The sequence below is a fragment of the Sulfurospirillum diekertiae genome, assembly GCF_002162315.1.
GTDB lineage: Bacteria > Campylobacterota > Campylobacteria > Campylobacterales > Sulfurospirillaceae > Sulfurospirillum.
In genome coordinates, this window is the sequence record NZ_CP021416.1 from 1270429 (window position 1) to 1285348 (window position 14920).

Here is a 14920-nt window from a genome sequence, read left to right on the forward strand (position 1 = left end):
TTATATGTAAAGATTAGACTTTGATTTTGGACTTTTCTTCTTGCTCAATCGTAGCGCTTAATTTTTGGTAGACACCAAGTGAAACGATCAAAACAGCGGAGACAAAAAGTAACCAAGCTGGGTAGATTAAAAGCGCCATGTTCTCTGTTCCCGCCTTGAAGATATAGACTAATCCTTCGATACTCACGGCGATTGTAATAATAACGATGATTTTCGTGAGTGTACGTCTGGCTTCTCTTGGGTCACGAAGTTCTTTGTTCATAAAAACTTCTTCTTCGATCATATATTGCGCCACATCAATAATCGCGGCGGAAATAACGATAGCACCAACAGACTGAAGCATTCTGGGGATGAACTCGCCTTTGAGTGGAATACTTGCGATGACTTCATAAACCGCCCAGCCCATAATGAGCAGAGACATCACAATGAGAATTAAAGCGGCAAATAGGTGGATGGAGTTAAGTAAATAGGTAAATAGTTTTTGCACGGAAGCTCCTTAGAAAGCGAGTGTTTTAGTAAGGGGTGGAAGTAGTTTTCATTATAGGCTTATGAGACTTAAACGAAGTCGGCAGAAGTTTTACATGTAAAAGAGTGGAGGCACTTCAAATGCCTCTATATACGTGTTTTAACATTTAGACTTTTTACTTCAGATAATTTTTTGACATTGTCATTTGATCTGAGGTTATATGTCTTTTTCAAGTGTGAAAACAAGTGCTTGTGAATTATTCATCATGCGTGGGACAACCTCTTCAAAAGCACTTGAAACTGTTGCATGTTTGGTTTGAATATTTTTCGTTAAATGCTCAAATCCTTGGTTATAAAGACCAAAGGCTTCTTTAAAGGATTTGATGCGTTTTAAACTCTCTTTATTATCCACAAGCATCTCAATTTTATTGGCATGTTTTTGAACTTCCTCTTTTAGCTCATTGGATCGGATGAGAAAAAATTGATTGTTATTGAGGCTATAGGAAGCAACTGCCAATTTGTATTTTAAGGAAGCATCTAAAAGGTGTGCGGCACTGTTTCCGCTCACGGGATCATTGTCTGTAAACGCTTGAAACAAAATATGATTGGGGTGTTCTTCCAAAAGGGTATTGTATTGGTTAAACACGGTGCTTTCTATTTTTGTATTTTCGGCTTCTAAGCTTACAATCTTTTTGAATAAGGTATCAAAACTTTGCATATCTGCACGCAATGCTTTGATCTTCTCCGATACGGTTGAATCTTTGGAAACGCTTTCTAAAGAATCAAGAAGTGATAAAAACCGTTTTGTCTCTTGTTCAAAATCCAAAATATACTTTTTATCTTGAACCATAAGATACTCTTTGACATCAAGGCGCAGCCTCATTAAGGTGGGCTCAACAACATTGGAGGTTTGTGAGAGGACTTGGGATGAGTTTGTAGATAAGTGCAATACGCCACCAAACTGAACAGCCAACACAATCGTTACCATAAGGCTCAATATTATAATAATATGAAAAGGTGAAAAGCGTTTCATAAAATGTACCATCCTGTCGATCATTTATGGAAGAATGGTATTTTTCTTAACCATTTCTTCGCTCAATTTGGTTTTCGCCAATACCACTTTTTGAACTTCTTTGTATTCATCGCTGTGCATAGGAACTAAACCGATTTTTCGTAAAGCTCCTTGATTGCCAACCATTTTTTCATGCATGTAAAATTTCAAAAAGGCATCCATCCCACTGACTTGATTTCTGTGTGCATTTTTAATGTAAATATAAAGACCTCTTGAAAGAGGGTATTTACCAGAAGAGATGGTTTCAAAGTTTGGTGAAACAGCATCAATCAATGTACCATTGATCTTTTTACCATTTTCTTCAAGGTAGCTGTACCCAAAAATACCAAAAGCCTCCACATCTCTCGTGAGCGCTCGCACCACTAACTCATCATCTTCTGCTGCTGGAACATAAACATCGTCTTGGCGAATGGCTTTGTACTTACCTTTTTGTGCTCCGTATGCTTCAAAATGCTCTGAAGCATGCTCCATAACCATCTCTTCAAAAGAGTCTCGTGTGCCAGAAGTGGTTGGTGGTCCATAAACTGTAATTTTTCTGTTAGGAAGTTTGGAGTCGATTTCATTCCATGTTTTATAAGGGTTTTTAATGAGAGACGTACCATCTTTGCTTGGAACTTCTTCTGCAAGGGCTAAAAAGATCTGTTCGCGTGTTAATGAAATTTCAGCATTACCTTTTGATTGCGCAAAGGCAATGCCATCAAATCCCACTTTCATACCAGTGATGTCTGTGACACCATTTTTAACACAGGTTTCGTATTCATTTAGTTTCATAGGGCGTGAAGCATCGGTAAGATCAGGTGTATCAAGACCCACCCCCGCACAAAAAAGTTTCATGCCGCCGCCTGTTCCTGTTGACTGAACATCTGGGATGGGATGGTTTGTTTTAATATGAAAATCTTTAGCCACATAACTTGTAAAAGGGTAGACGGTGGAAGATCCCACAATTTTGATTTGATCTCTAGCAACTGCAGACACGCTTAAAGAAGCAACACAGAAAAGCACCATGGTATATGATTTGATGGTCATTTTAGAACTCCATTGCCGAAATTTAAAATGCCATTATAGGTGTGATTTGTTACGCGTAGATTACAATAACCTTTAATTCCATGATGGCTAATAGTGTCCTAAGCCTATGCATGAGGTTTACATGTAAAAGTGTTTTGAGTGTGATATTATCGTAAAACTTTCCATGCCAATACGGCGATAATGCAAAGCACAATCCAATGAGAGGTCAAGAGCATACATCCAAACAGTATCGACAATAAAAGTGCTGTATAGCGGAGAATGTTTGTGGTTGCGAGTTTATAAGCGGCTAGGAGTGCAATGGTTGCATTGGAGATAAAAAATCCATCGGCTAATGCAACGAGGTCTTCCGTCGTAAAGATTTTCAAATCAACCAAGCCTAAAACGATGGCATTGACTGAACATAAAAAAAGAGTTGCACCTATTGGGACGTCATTTTTAAGACGACGATTTAAAAGAGCTAATACGCCTTTTGATTGGGCGGTAAGCCCGCTAATGAGTCTTGAAACACCACCAAGAAAAAGCAAAACCGTACTCAAACAAAGAAGCATCGCTAAAATACCAATGACTAAATCACTCGATGTTCCAAATAAAGGGTAAATAAGCGCTGTGATAGCGTTGGCATGATCTAAAGAGGCAAATTGGATGGCACATACGACTAATAGGTAGATAGCAGAAATAATAACAGCACTGATCTTCACAGCCTTTGGGATCATGTGCTCAGGCTCTTTTACTTCTTTAGAGTAATTACCTACAACTTCCCATCCAACAATGGCCCAGAATGCAAGCAATAAGGCTTTTGAAATAATCGAAATATTCAAAGGTGCATTAAGTGAAAAAGAAGTCTCATGTCCTAATAAAATAGCCAGACTACCAAGGCTTAAAATAATACCAATAATCGTCGTTACAATCAGAGAAAGTGTTCCTAAAAAATGAACAGGGCGAAGCAAGGCAAAAAATGTAAACACTAACATTGTGAAAGCAAGCGTGTTGGTGTCGAACCCCAAAAGTGGTTGGAGAAAATGAGCTCCTATGAGATAGACAGCGACAGGACCAAAAAAGACTGCACTGATGAGATAGTAGGAGGTGAGGTATTTGAGTTTTGTGCTAAATGCAGCTTGTACCGCATTTGTAACCCCTTCATCACCTGGGAATTTTATGCTCAAATTTCCAAGAACCAAAGCAAAAGCGAAGCCTAATGCTAAAATAACGAGCCAAACAAGTATGGAAAGATTGCCCGTAAGGTCATAAACAATAGGAGGTAAAAGGATGATACCTGAGCCTAAAATTGGACCTATCATGAGTCCAGAAAGGGTTAATGTATTGAGTTGCTTTTTCATAACGTTACTTTGAATAAAATAGGCAAGAAGTCTATCACCATCTGGCTTTAAACTTCTCCTTTCTTAGATGATTCAAAGATAAAGAAGCTCTTTGTAGAAGACATTCATCAATGTTTACAGGGCTTTTTTCATGTCTAAAAATTTCAATAACGCTTCTAAAACAACCTTTGGCTTCTCCTCTGGTACAAAATGCCCGCAATCTTGCACTCCAAAACCTTGGACATCCGAGGCATATTTTTGCCAGCCCTCTAAAACATTCCAAATATTTCCAACGACACCGTTAGCTCCCCAAAGAACGAGGAGGGGCGTTTTGATGGTAAAAGGTCTGTCGATTTTGTCATGCTCCAAGTCGATCCCCGCTGAAGCTCTATAATCTTCGCTAATGCCATGCACCGTTGCGGGATTACTGTAATGGCGAATGTACTCTTGTAACACATCTTCAGGAAAGTTTTTTTGTGCCTCAGGGGTGGCTTTTTTAAGCAGGTTATTGCGGATAAAATACTCAGGATCAGCTCCTAAAAAACGCTCAGGAAAGTCGTACGCTTGGATGTAGAAGAACCAGTGCCAGTATTTGGTTGCAAACTCGCAGTTGGTCTGTTCGTACATATCTAAGGTAGGGAGGATGTCCATCATGGAACAGGTGAGTACCTTTTGTGGGTGGTCAAGCATGAGACGGTGACATACTCGCGCTCCTCGATCATGCCCCACGATGTGGAACTTTGAAAAGCCCAATTTTTCCATAACCGTGACTTGGTCTTGTGCCATCACACGTTTAGAGTAGTTGGAGTGGTCAGGTAAGCCTTTGGGTTTGGAGCTATCGCCGTATCCTCTAAGGTCAGTTGCGACAACGGTGTATTTTTGGGCAAGCTCAGGAGCAATGTCTCGCCAGATAAGGTAACTCTCTGGATGCCCATGCAGCAGTAAAATGACCTCTTCACCCTTGCCACCAATGAGTGTGTTGATCTGGACATCATCACCCACGTCGATCATTTTTCGCTCAAACCCTTTGAAATAATCCGTTATAGCCATTGCCTCTCTCCACCATTGTAATATGTGATATTTTATCACATGATGAGAAATTATGCTTTAAAATCTTTACATGTAACGCTAAAAAGATACTTTTGTGTTTCATTTTAACAATAAAAATGTTGCAATAGTAGAAATGACAATGCCGACACACACTTCAGTTGAAAGTGTTGCACCTTCAAAAAAATAAAGGAGTAACGCGATGCTTGCAGGACTAAGATAGATATACGCCATGACTTTTTTGGGACCAATAAGAACCGTACCGCGTTGGTACAGATATGCCGTAATAAACGTCGCAATGATGGAAAGGTAGAGCAGATAACTTAGGTCTTTTATACTAAGGTTTTGCCATTCTAAAGGGATATTCCAGAGCATTTTGGCACCCAAAAGCCACAATGTTCCGCTTAAAAGCGTCATCAAAACAAGCACGCTCATATCATCCTCTTTTTTATGGACGATCTTCATAAATATAGAGTAAAGCGCCATGCTCACAACAGCACCCAAAAAGATAAATTCGCCTTGACCGAGTGAAAAGCGTAACAGGAGTTGTATGTCACCTTTGAAAACGACAATAAGCGTACCGATGATACCGCAGATGTAGATAAAAAGTTGTTTTAAAGGGATGCGGTCACGAAAGAAAAAGATGCACAAAATAGCGGTAACAAGGGGAACAAGTGTGTAAAGTGTACCGGTACTCAGGGCATCAGTGTACTCCAAAGCCTTGAAAAAAAGAAGAAAATAGAGCACATAAAAGAAGCTGATGAGCATAGCTCTTGGAAACGTTGAAAAAATGAGAGCGCGTTTTTTCGCATGAAAGAGAACGAAGGGTGCAAGGACAAAGGTTGCAATCGTAAAACGAAGCAGGGTCAGCGAAATAGGGTGAACAATACCTGCGAGTTTTTTGGAGAGAATAAAGGAACCTGCGACCAAAAATGTCGCAAGAAGTACCATAACGTGAGCTTTAAATTCGTTTGACATTAAAATCCTTTGATAAATCTAGAACGTTATCGTAGCGGATTTATGGGGGATTGTCATTTACATAGGTTGAGGCTTTTACGAATGCGGCTTAGTTGTGTAGGGGTAATGCCAAGATGACTTGCGATGTGATGTTGTGAAACTCTTTGCTCAATGTCAGGGTATTTTTTGAGGAAGTTTTGATAGCGTATGGTTGCATTGTCGATGATGAGAGAAATTTCATTTTTTTCTTTTTCAATGATCCAGTTTTGTTCGATGTATCGGATGTAAAAATTCTTAAAAGCATCATGTGTCTCGATAAGGTGACGATAGCCTTCATAATTAATTTCGATGATGGTGCTTGGTTCTAATGCTTGAATACACAAGTACGAATTTTCACCACTTAAAAGCGAAACAACAGAGGCAGAAAAGTAGTTTTCCATAAAAAGGTTTTTGGTGTAGATCGTGCTTTGTTCATGAAGATAGTAGGTACGCAACAATCCTTTGCAAATAAAATAGATTGCATGTGCAGGCGTGTAGTTGTCTTGAAGTAACTCTCCTTTTGGTATACATCTGAGTTTGAGGTAGGGTTTGAAGAGTTCAAATTCATCATCACTAATGGCTGTATAACGGTTTAGGACTTCATAAAATTGTTCATAATAGGGCGTCTCATTCTCCATTCTTTCTCCTTGTAAAAACAATTCTATCATAATCAATTTTAGGTTACATGTAAAGTGCAAAAGCCTATTTTTCAACCACTGCTTTGGCGTAAGTAAGGGTATAATGGTGTATTAGTTAGAATATGTAGGAAAGATATATGGCAGCATTGATCGCTCTTGGTTTGGTATCGGGTCTTTTTTTTTAGCTCAACTTTTGTACTCAATCGTCTGATGAGTTTAGAAGGAGGTCATTGGGTCTGGTCAGCATCCTTGCGTTATGTTTTTATGATACTGTTTTTACTCATTGTTATTCGCCTTTTTCAGGGTCGTAAAACAGTTGTAGCCCTTTTTATACTGTATGTGGAACATTGGTTTTTTTTGGACGGTGGCAGGCAGTATTGGCTTTGGGTGTTTTTACGCACTTTTGTGTTTTAGTGCCGATTATGCGCCTGGTTGGGTCATTGCGGCAACTTGGCAGTTAACCATTATTGCTTCGTTGTTTGTTCTTATGTTTTTTGGTAGGGTGTTTCCTAAGAGAATTTGGGTGTTTTCAACGATTGTTGTGGTAGGCGTAGGGCTTATTAACACATCGCATATTACGACCTTTCACTTTGCGGAGTTTGCAAAAGGCGCTTTTCCTGTATTGATTGCGGCGTTTTGTTATCCGTTTGGTAATCAGCTTGTTTGGGAGTCCAAACATGGGCATAAACATTTTCCTAAAATTGATTCACCTTTGTTGGAGAATGCTTTTAACAAAGTCTTGCTTCTCTCTTTAGGTTCGTTGCCTTTTTGGATTCTCTTGGTTCTTTTTATTGATCCACCAATGCCTTCCATGGGACAAGTGCTCAATACTTCTTTAGTGGCACTTCTTTCAGGGTTAGTGGCGACCACGCTTTTTTTACTGGCACGCCATCAGGCGCATACGTCCAGTGAACTTGCTGCTGTCGATGCAACTCAATCCAGTGAGGTAATCTTCGCCCTTTTAGGTGAGATGCTTTTTTTAGGTACAGCACTACCCAATGCGCAAGCATGGTTAGGGATTATTTTAGTTTTTATTGGGCTTGGATTTTTTATCTATTTTCAAAAAAAAGAGTGCGCGGTTCACGATTGATTCATAATAATGCGTTACAATACTACAAAATATAGAAGGATTTTTGGAATGAAAACGCTTAAAAAAGCATGTTTGATTTTAGGTTTAGCTTTAGGGGTGTGTGTGTACGCTGAGACTCCTAAGATGGCATTGCCATTTAACATTACTCCTGAGATGTATGCAACCTTTATGGCTCAAAATTTAGCACCTAGTTTACCGCATACTTTTACGCAAAAAGATCTGTCCCTTGTTGTGACTAACGTCCATGCCGAGCAAAATAAGGTCTTTTTTCATTCAAAAACAACTCAGTACAAACAAATTCTTGCTGAGTTAAACAAATACCATACTTTGCCAGATGATTTGAAAAAGCAATGTAAAGATTTTTCTAAAATTGCAATGGTCGATAAAGGGGTTGAATACTATTTAAGCGTTGAAGAAAATGAGAAAAAATTTGTTGTGAAATATGACAAAGAAGCATGTTCTGAAAGCTTCGATCCTGCACAAAAAATCTTTATCGGTGGATACAACCGTTATGGTTATGACATTAATGGTGCGAGCAAAAAAGACAATTTTGCTAAACAATCTTTACATTAACGAACACAATTACGTCCCGCATCTTTTGCTTCATAGAGCTTTGCATCAGCTTTGATGTAAAGTTCATCAAGTCTTTTGATTTCAGGTGTACACATTGCTAAACCAATGCTAACCGTGAAATTGAGAATTTTGCCTTCATCATAAGGTATTTCAAGACTGCTCAGCTCTTTGCGCAAGGTTTCCATCTTAGCTCTAGCTTGCTCTTCGTTTACATGTAAAAGTAAAAAGGCAAACTCTTCACCGCCAATACGAGCCATAATGTCTGTTTCGCGCAAACTTTTCAAACAGTGCTTGGCAAGCGTTTTTAACACAGCATCACCTATAGGGTGTCCTAATGTGTCGTTAATACTCTTAAACTGGTCAACATCAAGAACAGCAAAACAGATAGAACCGTTGTAACGTACAGCACGTGTAAACTCTTGTTCGGCTACTTCAAGGAAATACCGACGGTTATGAAGACCTGTTAAGGTATCGGTTTGGGCGAGGTATTGCAGTTCTTTTTCCAATTCAATACGTTGTTCTATCTCTTCTTTGAGATTCATTTGCTCTAAAAAGAGTGCTTTGTGGCTTTTCATGGACTCTTTTTGATAACGCGAACGATGATACTCAACCCAACTACTAATAAATGCAACGGTCATATAGGTAACACTAAAACGCACTTGAAAAGGAGTGCTATACGTTGTATGAATTTCGGGGACAATGCCAAACAGTAGAATGATCATGCCCAAAAGAAAACAACTGTACAAAAAACCAAGACGATTGCCAAATAAAAAGATTGTTCCAATAGGATAAACATATGCCCAAAGAATGCGAGAATTATCTGTATCGGTAGCATTGAAAATCATATATAGAATTAAAAAGGCATAGAGTAAGTTGGAAATATGATAGATTAAAAATGTCTCTTTCATCTTAGGAATAAATACTAACGATCCAATGAGATGAGTGGAAAAGAGAATCACCAAAAAAGACAATGTAAAATTGTGGATATAAGCATTGTAAGCACTTGTTCCCAAGGCTACGGGTGCCATTAAAAGGGTAATCCAAACATAATGATTGAGTCTTGAAAGTTCTGTTTTATCCTGACACAATGATTTGGAAACGATAATATCAACAAAATACTGAATATTTTTGGCAAGTGTAATCATAATAGTTCTTGTTCCTTAAAATGTACATTCTAAAATGCAGGAAAGAAGGCCACTTTTTACATGTAAAGCAAAATGAGGCACTGCAAAAGTTGCAGTGCCTCGTGGTACTGAATTACGCGTTTGCTTCTTTGAGCGCTGCTTCAACGTAAAGTGCGCGAAGTTTTTTAACCATTTCACCAGGTTTTCCACTACCAATAGGCTTACCATCAATCTCGATGATCGGAAGAAGGAAAACCGTCGCACTTGCCATAAACGCTTCATCGGCATTGAGTGCTTCTTCAATGCTGAAGAGACGCTCTTCGACTTTAATACCATGTGTATGCGTAAGTTCCATCAACACTTTACGACGAATACTTGGCAAAATAGCATGAGAAAGTGGACGTGTAATAATGACGCCATTTTTAATGATAAACGCCGCAGAAGATGTTCCTTCTGTTACAAAACCATCTTCAACCATCCAACCTTCAAACGCACCTTTGTGGTGGACTTCTTCTTTCGCTAAAACTTGACCTAAAAGTGAGATTGATTTGATATCACGTCTTTTCCACCTAATATCTTCACAACTGACAACTTTGATGCCCTTTTCTGCAAGAGGATGGTGAATGATCTCTTTTTTAAAGGTAAACGCCATAAACGTTGTTGGGGTATTTTCAGGGAAATAAAATTCACGAGGTGCGACACCGCGTGTGACTTGCATATAGATGCCACCTTCAACGATCTCGTTTTTCGCAATTAACGTATCCAAGATGGTAATAATCTCTGTTTTGCAGAAAGGTGCTTTAAGACCAATTTTGCTCATGCTGCCTTCAAAACGCTCAAAGAAAGGCTCTTTATCAATGACTTTACCATTAATAACAGGTACCACTTCGTAGATACCATCGCCAAAAAGATACCCACGATCAAAAATAGATACTTTCGCATCTTCCTCTTTACAAAAATCTCCGTTTAGAAAAACAATACTGCTCATTACAGACTCCAAAAAAAATAATACGACATTGTATCAAAAGGTTTCTTAGGCGGGTGTGCAATAAGTAGGCAAAAATGCTTTTACATGGAAGAAATTGGAAAAGATAGAGCTTGCTTTTAAAGATGAAAGCGATATTATTTTTGATGGGTATTGGCGTTTATGTCAAATCGGGTTAGGGTAGAAAAGTTAAAAGTTTAGCCCTCTTAAATTTTAAATTTTCGTGTTTTCGTAACCCCTTTATCTCTGTATATAACATTACGATCAATTTTCCAAAAGGAGTTATATTGCCGAAAAAATTAGAGACAAATAAACTGCATTATGAACAGATCAATTTAGCACTAACATATATTTATGAAAATTTGGCTACAACAATTACTGCAAAAAAATTAGCGATGGTCAGTGGGTATTCAGTTTTTCATTTTCACAGAATTTTCAAAGAATTAATGGGCGAAAATATAAATGATTATATAAAAAATACCCGATTAGAAAGAGCAGCAAATTTACTTATTTATAATCAACATAAAACCATTCAAGATGTAGTTATAGACTCTGGATTCGCAACAGCAACAGGATTTGGTGTAGCTTTCAAAAAAAAAGTTTGGTATTACGCCAAAACAATGGAGAGACAGCGGTTATGACAAAAATAACTTCCAATCTTTAAAAAATATTAAAATGCATGAAGAATTTGACATAGGAGTACCAACTATTGTTAATGAAGAAAAAGTTCCAATGGTATACATGAGAGTTTATGGTTATGAAAATGATATGAGTGAAGTTTGGAATTATATGAATGAATGGTGTGATACGCGAGGAATATTACAAAAAGAACGTAGGTATATAGGACTTTTCCTTAATCATCCTTCTTTTACTATACACAATAAAACAAGATATTTAGCGTGTATTCAAACAGATGCAAATGTATTTAGAAGTGGCAAAGTTGGGAAATGTGTTATAAGTGAAGGAAAATTTGCGAAATTTAACTTTACATGTAATCATTTGGAACTTTATCAACTTATGCATATTGCTTACATAAAATGGCTATTTAATTCAAAGTATGAAGTAAGAAACTTTCCCGCTTATGTAGAATATAAAAATCCAAAAAATCTTTTAAAGAATGAAATTTTAGAAGTTGATTTTTATATGCCTATACAATTGATATCATAAGCACATTTAAAATAGCACATATGATTGATTATATTCACACAAATGTACTATATTTAAAAATAATTAATCTATATACTGACATCACTTACTTTTATTTTTGTTACATTAATTTAAGTAAGTAATATATTATTGGAGAAAGATTATGAACAATCTAACTAGACATACTGCAACAGTATATGGTCAAGACATTAGTTTCCTTGAAATGGGAAGCGGTTCTCGCTGTATTTTATTAATGCATGGCTTGGGTACACAAGGCGCTAATTGGGAACCTATTTTAAAACTTTTAGCTAACGATGGTTGGCATGTAATTGCTCCCGATCATTTGGGTTTTGGCTTATCCTCTAAACCTAATATCAAAATAAAGCCTTCAACATTGGCAGATGTTATGGAAGAGTTTATAAAAATTCTTCAGCTGAAAAATCCCATTCTTGTAGGACAATCAATGGGCGGTCATATTGCAGGGTTAATGGCATCTCGTTCACCAAAAAGTTATAGTGGTTTAATCTTATCTAACGCTGGTTATGGTGTAGCTTTACCTAAAAATTCTGACGGACATACACCAGGTGGCTTAAAAATGCTCAATCCAAGTAATAAAGAAGAGACTCAAAAATTACTATCCGCTGTCTTTTATAATAAAGAAAAATATGTGACACCTGAAGCTGTTGATGAATTGTTTGCTTGGCGGTTAAGCGTACAAGATGGTCAGAGTGTTGCTTCTATAATTGACTCATGGTCCAATGGAGATGAACCTCTAGATAATATTTTACATCTATTAGTTCAGTTGCCTATTTTAATTATTCAATCAACAGAAGATGAAATTACTCCTGTTCATTTAAGTCATAGACTACATGAAGGCATCGCTGAGTCTGAGTTAGCATTAATTCAAGAGTGTGGGCATGAACCTGCCACTGAAGCAACCGAAAAAGTTTTTACAAAATAGTAAAAAAATTTTTTTGATTAAAAATAAAATTGTCAAAATAATAAAAGTTTAAAACAAAAGAAAAATAGTCAAGTGAAATGCTAAAAATTGCAAAGGTAGAGAGTAAATTTTTAATTCTCTACCAAATTTATTAGATGAAAAAATAGAAAAATAGAGTTCAAAAGTGAATTTTTGACTTTATACGCATTGCTACATTCCAAACAGTGTCTTGAAGTATCTCTATCCCCTAAGTACAACCCATAAAAAGATAGCAACAACTCAACTCCCAAGACGATATTAAGCGGCAATAAAATAAGAAAAAAAGGGTCAGAGATAAACTTTAAACTTTTGTCCATATATGGAAAAGTAGCCTGTCCCCATTTATGATGACAGACTCCAAAAAAATAATACGTAATTGTATCAAAAGGTTTCTTAGCCATCTGTGCAATAAGTAGGCAATGCCTTTTTCTTTACATGTAAAGCGTTGAATAAGAAGTTTAGTTCATTTTCTATTCTGCTTTTAAAGATTAAAGAGATATTGTTTTTGGATGGGTGTTCGCGTTTGTGTCAAATCGGCTTAGAATACAAAAGTTAAAAGTCAAGCCCTGACCCCAAAGTTAATACGTAATTGTATCAAAAGGTTTCTTAGCCATCTGTGCAATAAGTAAGCAATAGATATTTCTTTACATGTAAAGCGTTGAAAAAGAAGTTTGGGTCATTTTCTATTTTGCTTTTAAAGATTAAAGAGATATGATTTTTGACTGGGTGTTAGAGTTTGTGGCAAAGCGGTTAGGGTAGAAAACGTTAAGTCGCCTCACCACGCGAAGACGATTAATCGTCTAAAGTGCTCAACAAGGCGTTAGACATAAATGTTTGAGGAACAAAAAGTGGCAAAAAATAAGAAAATTTTAGAAGACCACAAAAAAGTTGGAAAGAAGCTTATACCCCCAATGATGTACTCCGTTCCTCTCCAGGAAACAAACTATATAGAAGAATTATTGCCAGAAATTATCTGGATGGGTCTGATTCATGATGAACTTGGTTACCACAAAGGCATTGATATTATCAGGGCATTTATCAAATCTGCGTCTGATTCTTATACGTCAGAAAATTACATTAATTTTTCTCTTGCAAGTAATCTAAGAAAGTTAGCAGACCATGAGAAAGAAAAATTTGTACAAAAGTTAATTAAAAATGAACTTTATTTGGACGTTAGTGAACTACTTGCTCCCCTAGTTTATTTTTATGATGATTCACCATTTTCATTTCTGAATAAAAAAGTTGATTTGAGTATATCGGAAGAGAAAGAGCTTTTGGAAAAATTGAAAACTTCTATCGACCGTTTATTTGATAGATATGATACTCCAAGTGTTGTCGCTCAACTGAATGTATTTTATACCAGGGTTTTAGATGGGAAAATTTCTTTTCCAATGGGAATGGATATACCAGATTTCAACGCTTTGATAGATGACCCTCATTCAGATGAAGCAAATAAAGCAGCTGGTTTCGTTCGCAATAGTGTCAAATCTGAGTATATGTTTGAATTCACCAAACATGATTCTAGTTGGGCAACGTCTTTTTGGAACCAAAGCTACAAATTAGATAAATGTGAATTTGAAAGATAAATGTATGACTGATCAAGAATATACAAAAAAGATAACGCAATTCATGGAATCTTATAGCGAGCTTGTACAAAGAAGTTTGGATGAACGATGGGTGAAAATACCCCTTAATCTTTATGATGCAGAAGTCTACGAGGTGATAGGTGGTTTACTAGCCCGACAAGCAACACTCAGTATTCAACTAGCTCAGAATCCTATGATCTGGAATCCACATATCGCACCACTAATTCTTCGCAGTATGACAGATGCACATATTACACTTGCTTGGATTCTATCTGAAGACTTTGAAAAGCGTGCAAAGCAATATATCTTATATGGACTTGGCCAAGAAAAAAAATTAGTTGAACACTTAAAAAATGAGTTAGAAGAAGATGCTGATATACAAAGTCTTATAGATTTCAAAGAAAAGTGGATAGAAGCGCAACGTTACCCTTTTCTTACAGAAGTTAATTTAGGAAGCTGGTCAGGCTCCAATACTAGAGTAATGGCACAAGAAGCTGATTGCGAGTCGTTATATAAATTTGCATATGAACCTTTTAGTGCAGTTGCCCACAATATGTGGCAACATATAAGTGTTTTCAACCTAAAACAGTGTACAAATCCATTACATAAGTATCATAAAGTACCTGTCATCCATGACGTACCTTTATCAGAAGATTATGTTTTTAGATCATCAAAGTATTTGAGCAAGTCTTTTGAATCATTCGACAAAAAATTTGAACTCTCAATCGATATTCAACTGCCGATTGATTGGTATCTTGAAAATATCGAAAAGGTTTATAATGAAGGCAATGTCTAAAAAAAAAGCGACGAGCTATTTTAATGAAACTAGACAATAAATCTTTTACATGTCAAGAAAAAGTAGCCTAAAAGAAAAAAG

Annotated in this window: 17 protein-coding genes; 8 read left to right on the plus strand and 9 right to left on the minus strand. The window is 36.9% G+C overall.

The features are described 5' to 3' along the window. Positions 1-13: 13 nt before the first annotated feature. The 7 genes from Sdiek1_RS06485 to Sdiek1_RS06515 all read right to left on the minus strand — a co-directional run bounded on the left by Sdiek1_RS06485 (position 14) and on the right by Sdiek1_RS06515 (position 6560). Positions 14-487, minus strand: a complete 474-nt coding sequence (locus Sdiek1_RS06485) for a hypothetical protein (protein WP_087438435.1) — start codon at positions 485-487, stop codon at positions 14-16. A gap of 195 nt (positions 488-682) precedes the next feature. Further along, on the minus strand, positions 683-1498 hold the full coding sequence (locus Sdiek1_RS06490; protein ID WP_087438436.1) for a hypothetical protein: 816 nt from the start codon (positions 1496-1498) through the stop codon (positions 683-685). A gap of 24 nt (positions 1499-1522) precedes the next feature. Further along, positions 1523-2563, minus strand: coding sequence for a substrate-binding domain-containing protein (locus tag Sdiek1_RS06495; protein WP_087438437.1), 1041 nt, complete (start codon positions 2561-2563; stop codon positions 1523-1525). 146 nt (positions 2564-2709) lie between these two features. Then, positions 2710-3900, minus strand: a complete 1191-nt coding sequence (locus Sdiek1_RS06500; RefSeq protein WP_087438438.1) for an APC family permease — start codon at positions 3898-3900, stop codon at positions 2710-2712. A 114-nt stretch (positions 3901-4014) separates the two neighbouring features. Beyond that, entirely contained in the window at positions 4015-4929 is a 915-nt protein-coding gene (locus Sdiek1_RS06505) for an alpha/beta fold hydrolase (protein WP_087438439.1), read from the minus strand. 99 nt (positions 4930-5028) lie between these two features. Next, the gene (locus Sdiek1_RS06510; RefSeq protein WP_087438440.1) at positions 5029-5904 is read right to left on the minus strand and encodes a DMT family transporter; all 876 of its coding nucleotides are present in this window, start codon (positions 5902-5904) and stop codon (positions 5029-5031) included. Between the two features lie 53 nt (positions 5905-5957). Further along, positions 5958-6560: a Crp/Fnr family transcriptional regulator gene (locus Sdiek1_RS06515; protein WP_087438441.1), complete on the minus strand. Its 603-nt coding sequence runs from the start codon at positions 6558-6560 to the stop codon at positions 5958-5960. 210 nt (positions 6561-6770) lie between these two features. Here Sdiek1_RS06515 and Sdiek1_RS15730 point away from each other — a divergent pair, with 210 nt between their 5' ends. The 3 genes from Sdiek1_RS15730 to Sdiek1_RS06525 are packed head-to-tail and all read left to right on the plus strand — an operon-like array spanning position 6771 to position 8223. Continuing rightward, a complete protein-coding gene (locus Sdiek1_RS15730; protein ID WP_501207408.1) occupies positions 6771-6974 on the plus strand; it encodes a multidrug resistance efflux transporter family protein in 204 nt (67 codons plus the stop codon). Continuing rightward, a complete protein-coding gene (locus tag Sdiek1_RS06520) occupies positions 6925-7650 on the plus strand; it encodes a DMT family transporter (RefSeq protein ID WP_238099214.1) in 726 nt (241 codons plus the stop codon). Before Sdiek1_RS15730 ends, Sdiek1_RS06520 begins: the two co-directional genes overlap by 50 nt. A 48-nt stretch (positions 7651-7698) precedes the next feature. Beyond that, entirely contained in the window at positions 7699-8223 is a 525-nt protein-coding gene (locus Sdiek1_RS06525; RefSeq protein WP_087438442.1) for a hypothetical protein, read from the plus strand. Here Sdiek1_RS06525 and Sdiek1_RS06530 read toward each other — a convergent pair. Beyond that, positions 8220-9368 carry a GGDEF domain-containing protein gene (locus Sdiek1_RS06530; protein WP_087438443.1) on the minus strand — a complete coding sequence of 383 codons (1149 nt, stop codon included), beginning with the start codon at positions 9366-9368 and terminating at the stop codon, positions 8220-8222. The two genes, Sdiek1_RS06525 and Sdiek1_RS06530, sit on opposite strands and share 4 nt — an antisense overlap. Positions 9369-9480: 112 nt before the next feature. Continuing rightward, positions 9481-10335: a D-amino-acid transaminase gene (locus Sdiek1_RS06535; protein WP_087438444.1), complete on the minus strand. Its 855-nt coding sequence runs from the start codon at positions 10333-10335 to the stop codon at positions 9481-9483. A gap of 284 nt (positions 10336-10619) precedes the next feature. On the opposite strand from Sdiek1_RS06535, the gene Sdiek1_RS06540 reads away from it, so the two are divergent. From Sdiek1_RS06540 to Sdiek1_RS06565, 5 genes are all read left to right on the plus strand, one after another. After that, positions 10620-10973: a helix-turn-helix domain-containing protein gene (locus tag Sdiek1_RS06540; RefSeq protein ID WP_087438445.1), complete on the plus strand. Its 354-nt coding sequence runs from the start codon at positions 10620-10622 to the stop codon at positions 10971-10973. A 34-nt stretch (positions 10974-11007) separates the two neighbouring features. Then, positions 11008-11499, plus strand: coding sequence for an AraC family transcriptional regulator (locus tag Sdiek1_RS06545; RefSeq protein ID WP_087438446.1), 492 nt, complete (start codon positions 11008-11010; stop codon positions 11497-11499). Positions 11500-11641: 142 nt separating this feature from the next. Further along, the gene (locus Sdiek1_RS06550; protein ID WP_087438447.1) at positions 11642-12439 is read left to right on the plus strand and encodes an alpha/beta fold hydrolase; all 798 of its coding nucleotides are present in this window, start codon (positions 11642-11644) and stop codon (positions 12437-12439) included. Between the two features lie 848 nt (positions 12440-13287). Next, positions 13288-14043 (plus strand): hypothetical protein, encoded by a 756-nt coding sequence (locus tag Sdiek1_RS06560; protein ID WP_087438449.1) that lies wholly within the window; start codon positions 13288-13290, stop codon positions 14041-14043. Positions 14044-14047: 4 nt separating this feature from the next. Then, positions 14048-14839: a DUF5677 domain-containing protein gene (locus Sdiek1_RS06565; RefSeq protein WP_087438450.1), complete on the plus strand. Its 792-nt coding sequence runs from the start codon at positions 14048-14050 to the stop codon at positions 14837-14839. The last annotated feature ends 81 nt before the right edge of the window (positions 14840-14920 follow it).

Coding starts and splice junctions, on each gene's coding strand:
- Sdiek1_RS06510 (WP_087438440.1), bottom strand. CDS start 5,904: ATGTCAAACGAATTTAAAGCTCACGTTATGGTACTTCTTGCGACATTT.
- Sdiek1_RS06525 (WP_087438442.1), top strand. CDS start 7,699: ATGAAAACGCTTAAAAAAGCATGTTTGATTTTAGGTTTAGCTTTAGGG.
- Sdiek1_RS06530 (WP_087438443.1), bottom strand. CDS start 9,368: ATGATTACACTTGCCAAAAATATTCAGTATTTTGTTGATATTATCGTT.
- Sdiek1_RS06535 (WP_087438444.1), bottom strand. CDS start 10,335: ATGAGCAGTATTGTTTTTCTAAACGGAGATTTTTGTAAAGAGGAAGAT.
- Sdiek1_RS06500 (WP_087438438.1), bottom strand. CDS start 3,900: ATGAAAAAGCAACTCAATACATTAACCCTTTCTGGACTCATGATAGGT.
- Sdiek1_RS06495 (WP_087438437.1), bottom strand. CDS start 2,563: ATGACCATCAAATCATATACCATGGTGCTTTTCTGTGTTGCTTCTTTA.
- Sdiek1_RS06565 (WP_087438450.1), top strand. CDS start 14,048: ATGACTGATCAAGAATATACAAAAAAGATAACGCAATTCATGGAATCT.
- Sdiek1_RS06550 (WP_087438447.1), top strand. CDS start 11,642: ATGAACAATCTAACTAGACATACTGCAACAGTATATGGTCAAGACATT.
- Sdiek1_RS06560 (WP_087438449.1), top strand. CDS start 13,288: ATGTTTGAGGAACAAAAAGTGGCAAAAAATAAGAAAATTTTAGAAGAC.
- Sdiek1_RS15730 (WP_501207408.1), top strand. CDS start 6,771: ATGAGTTTAGAAGGAGGTCATTGGGTCTGGTCAGCATCCTTGCGTTAT.
- Sdiek1_RS06505 (WP_087438439.1), bottom strand. CDS start 4,929: ATGGCTATAACGGATTATTTCAAAGGGTTTGAGCGAAAAATGATCGAC.
- Sdiek1_RS06545 (WP_087438446.1), top strand. CDS start 11,008: ATGCATGAAGAATTTGACATAGGAGTACCAACTATTGTTAATGAAGAA.
- Sdiek1_RS06490 (WP_087438436.1), bottom strand. CDS start 1,498: ATGAAACGCTTTTCACCTTTTCATATTATTATAATATTGAGCCTTATG.
- Sdiek1_RS06515 (WP_087438441.1), bottom strand. CDS start 6,560: ATGGAGAATGAGACGCCCTATTATGAACAATTTTATGAAGTCCTAAAC.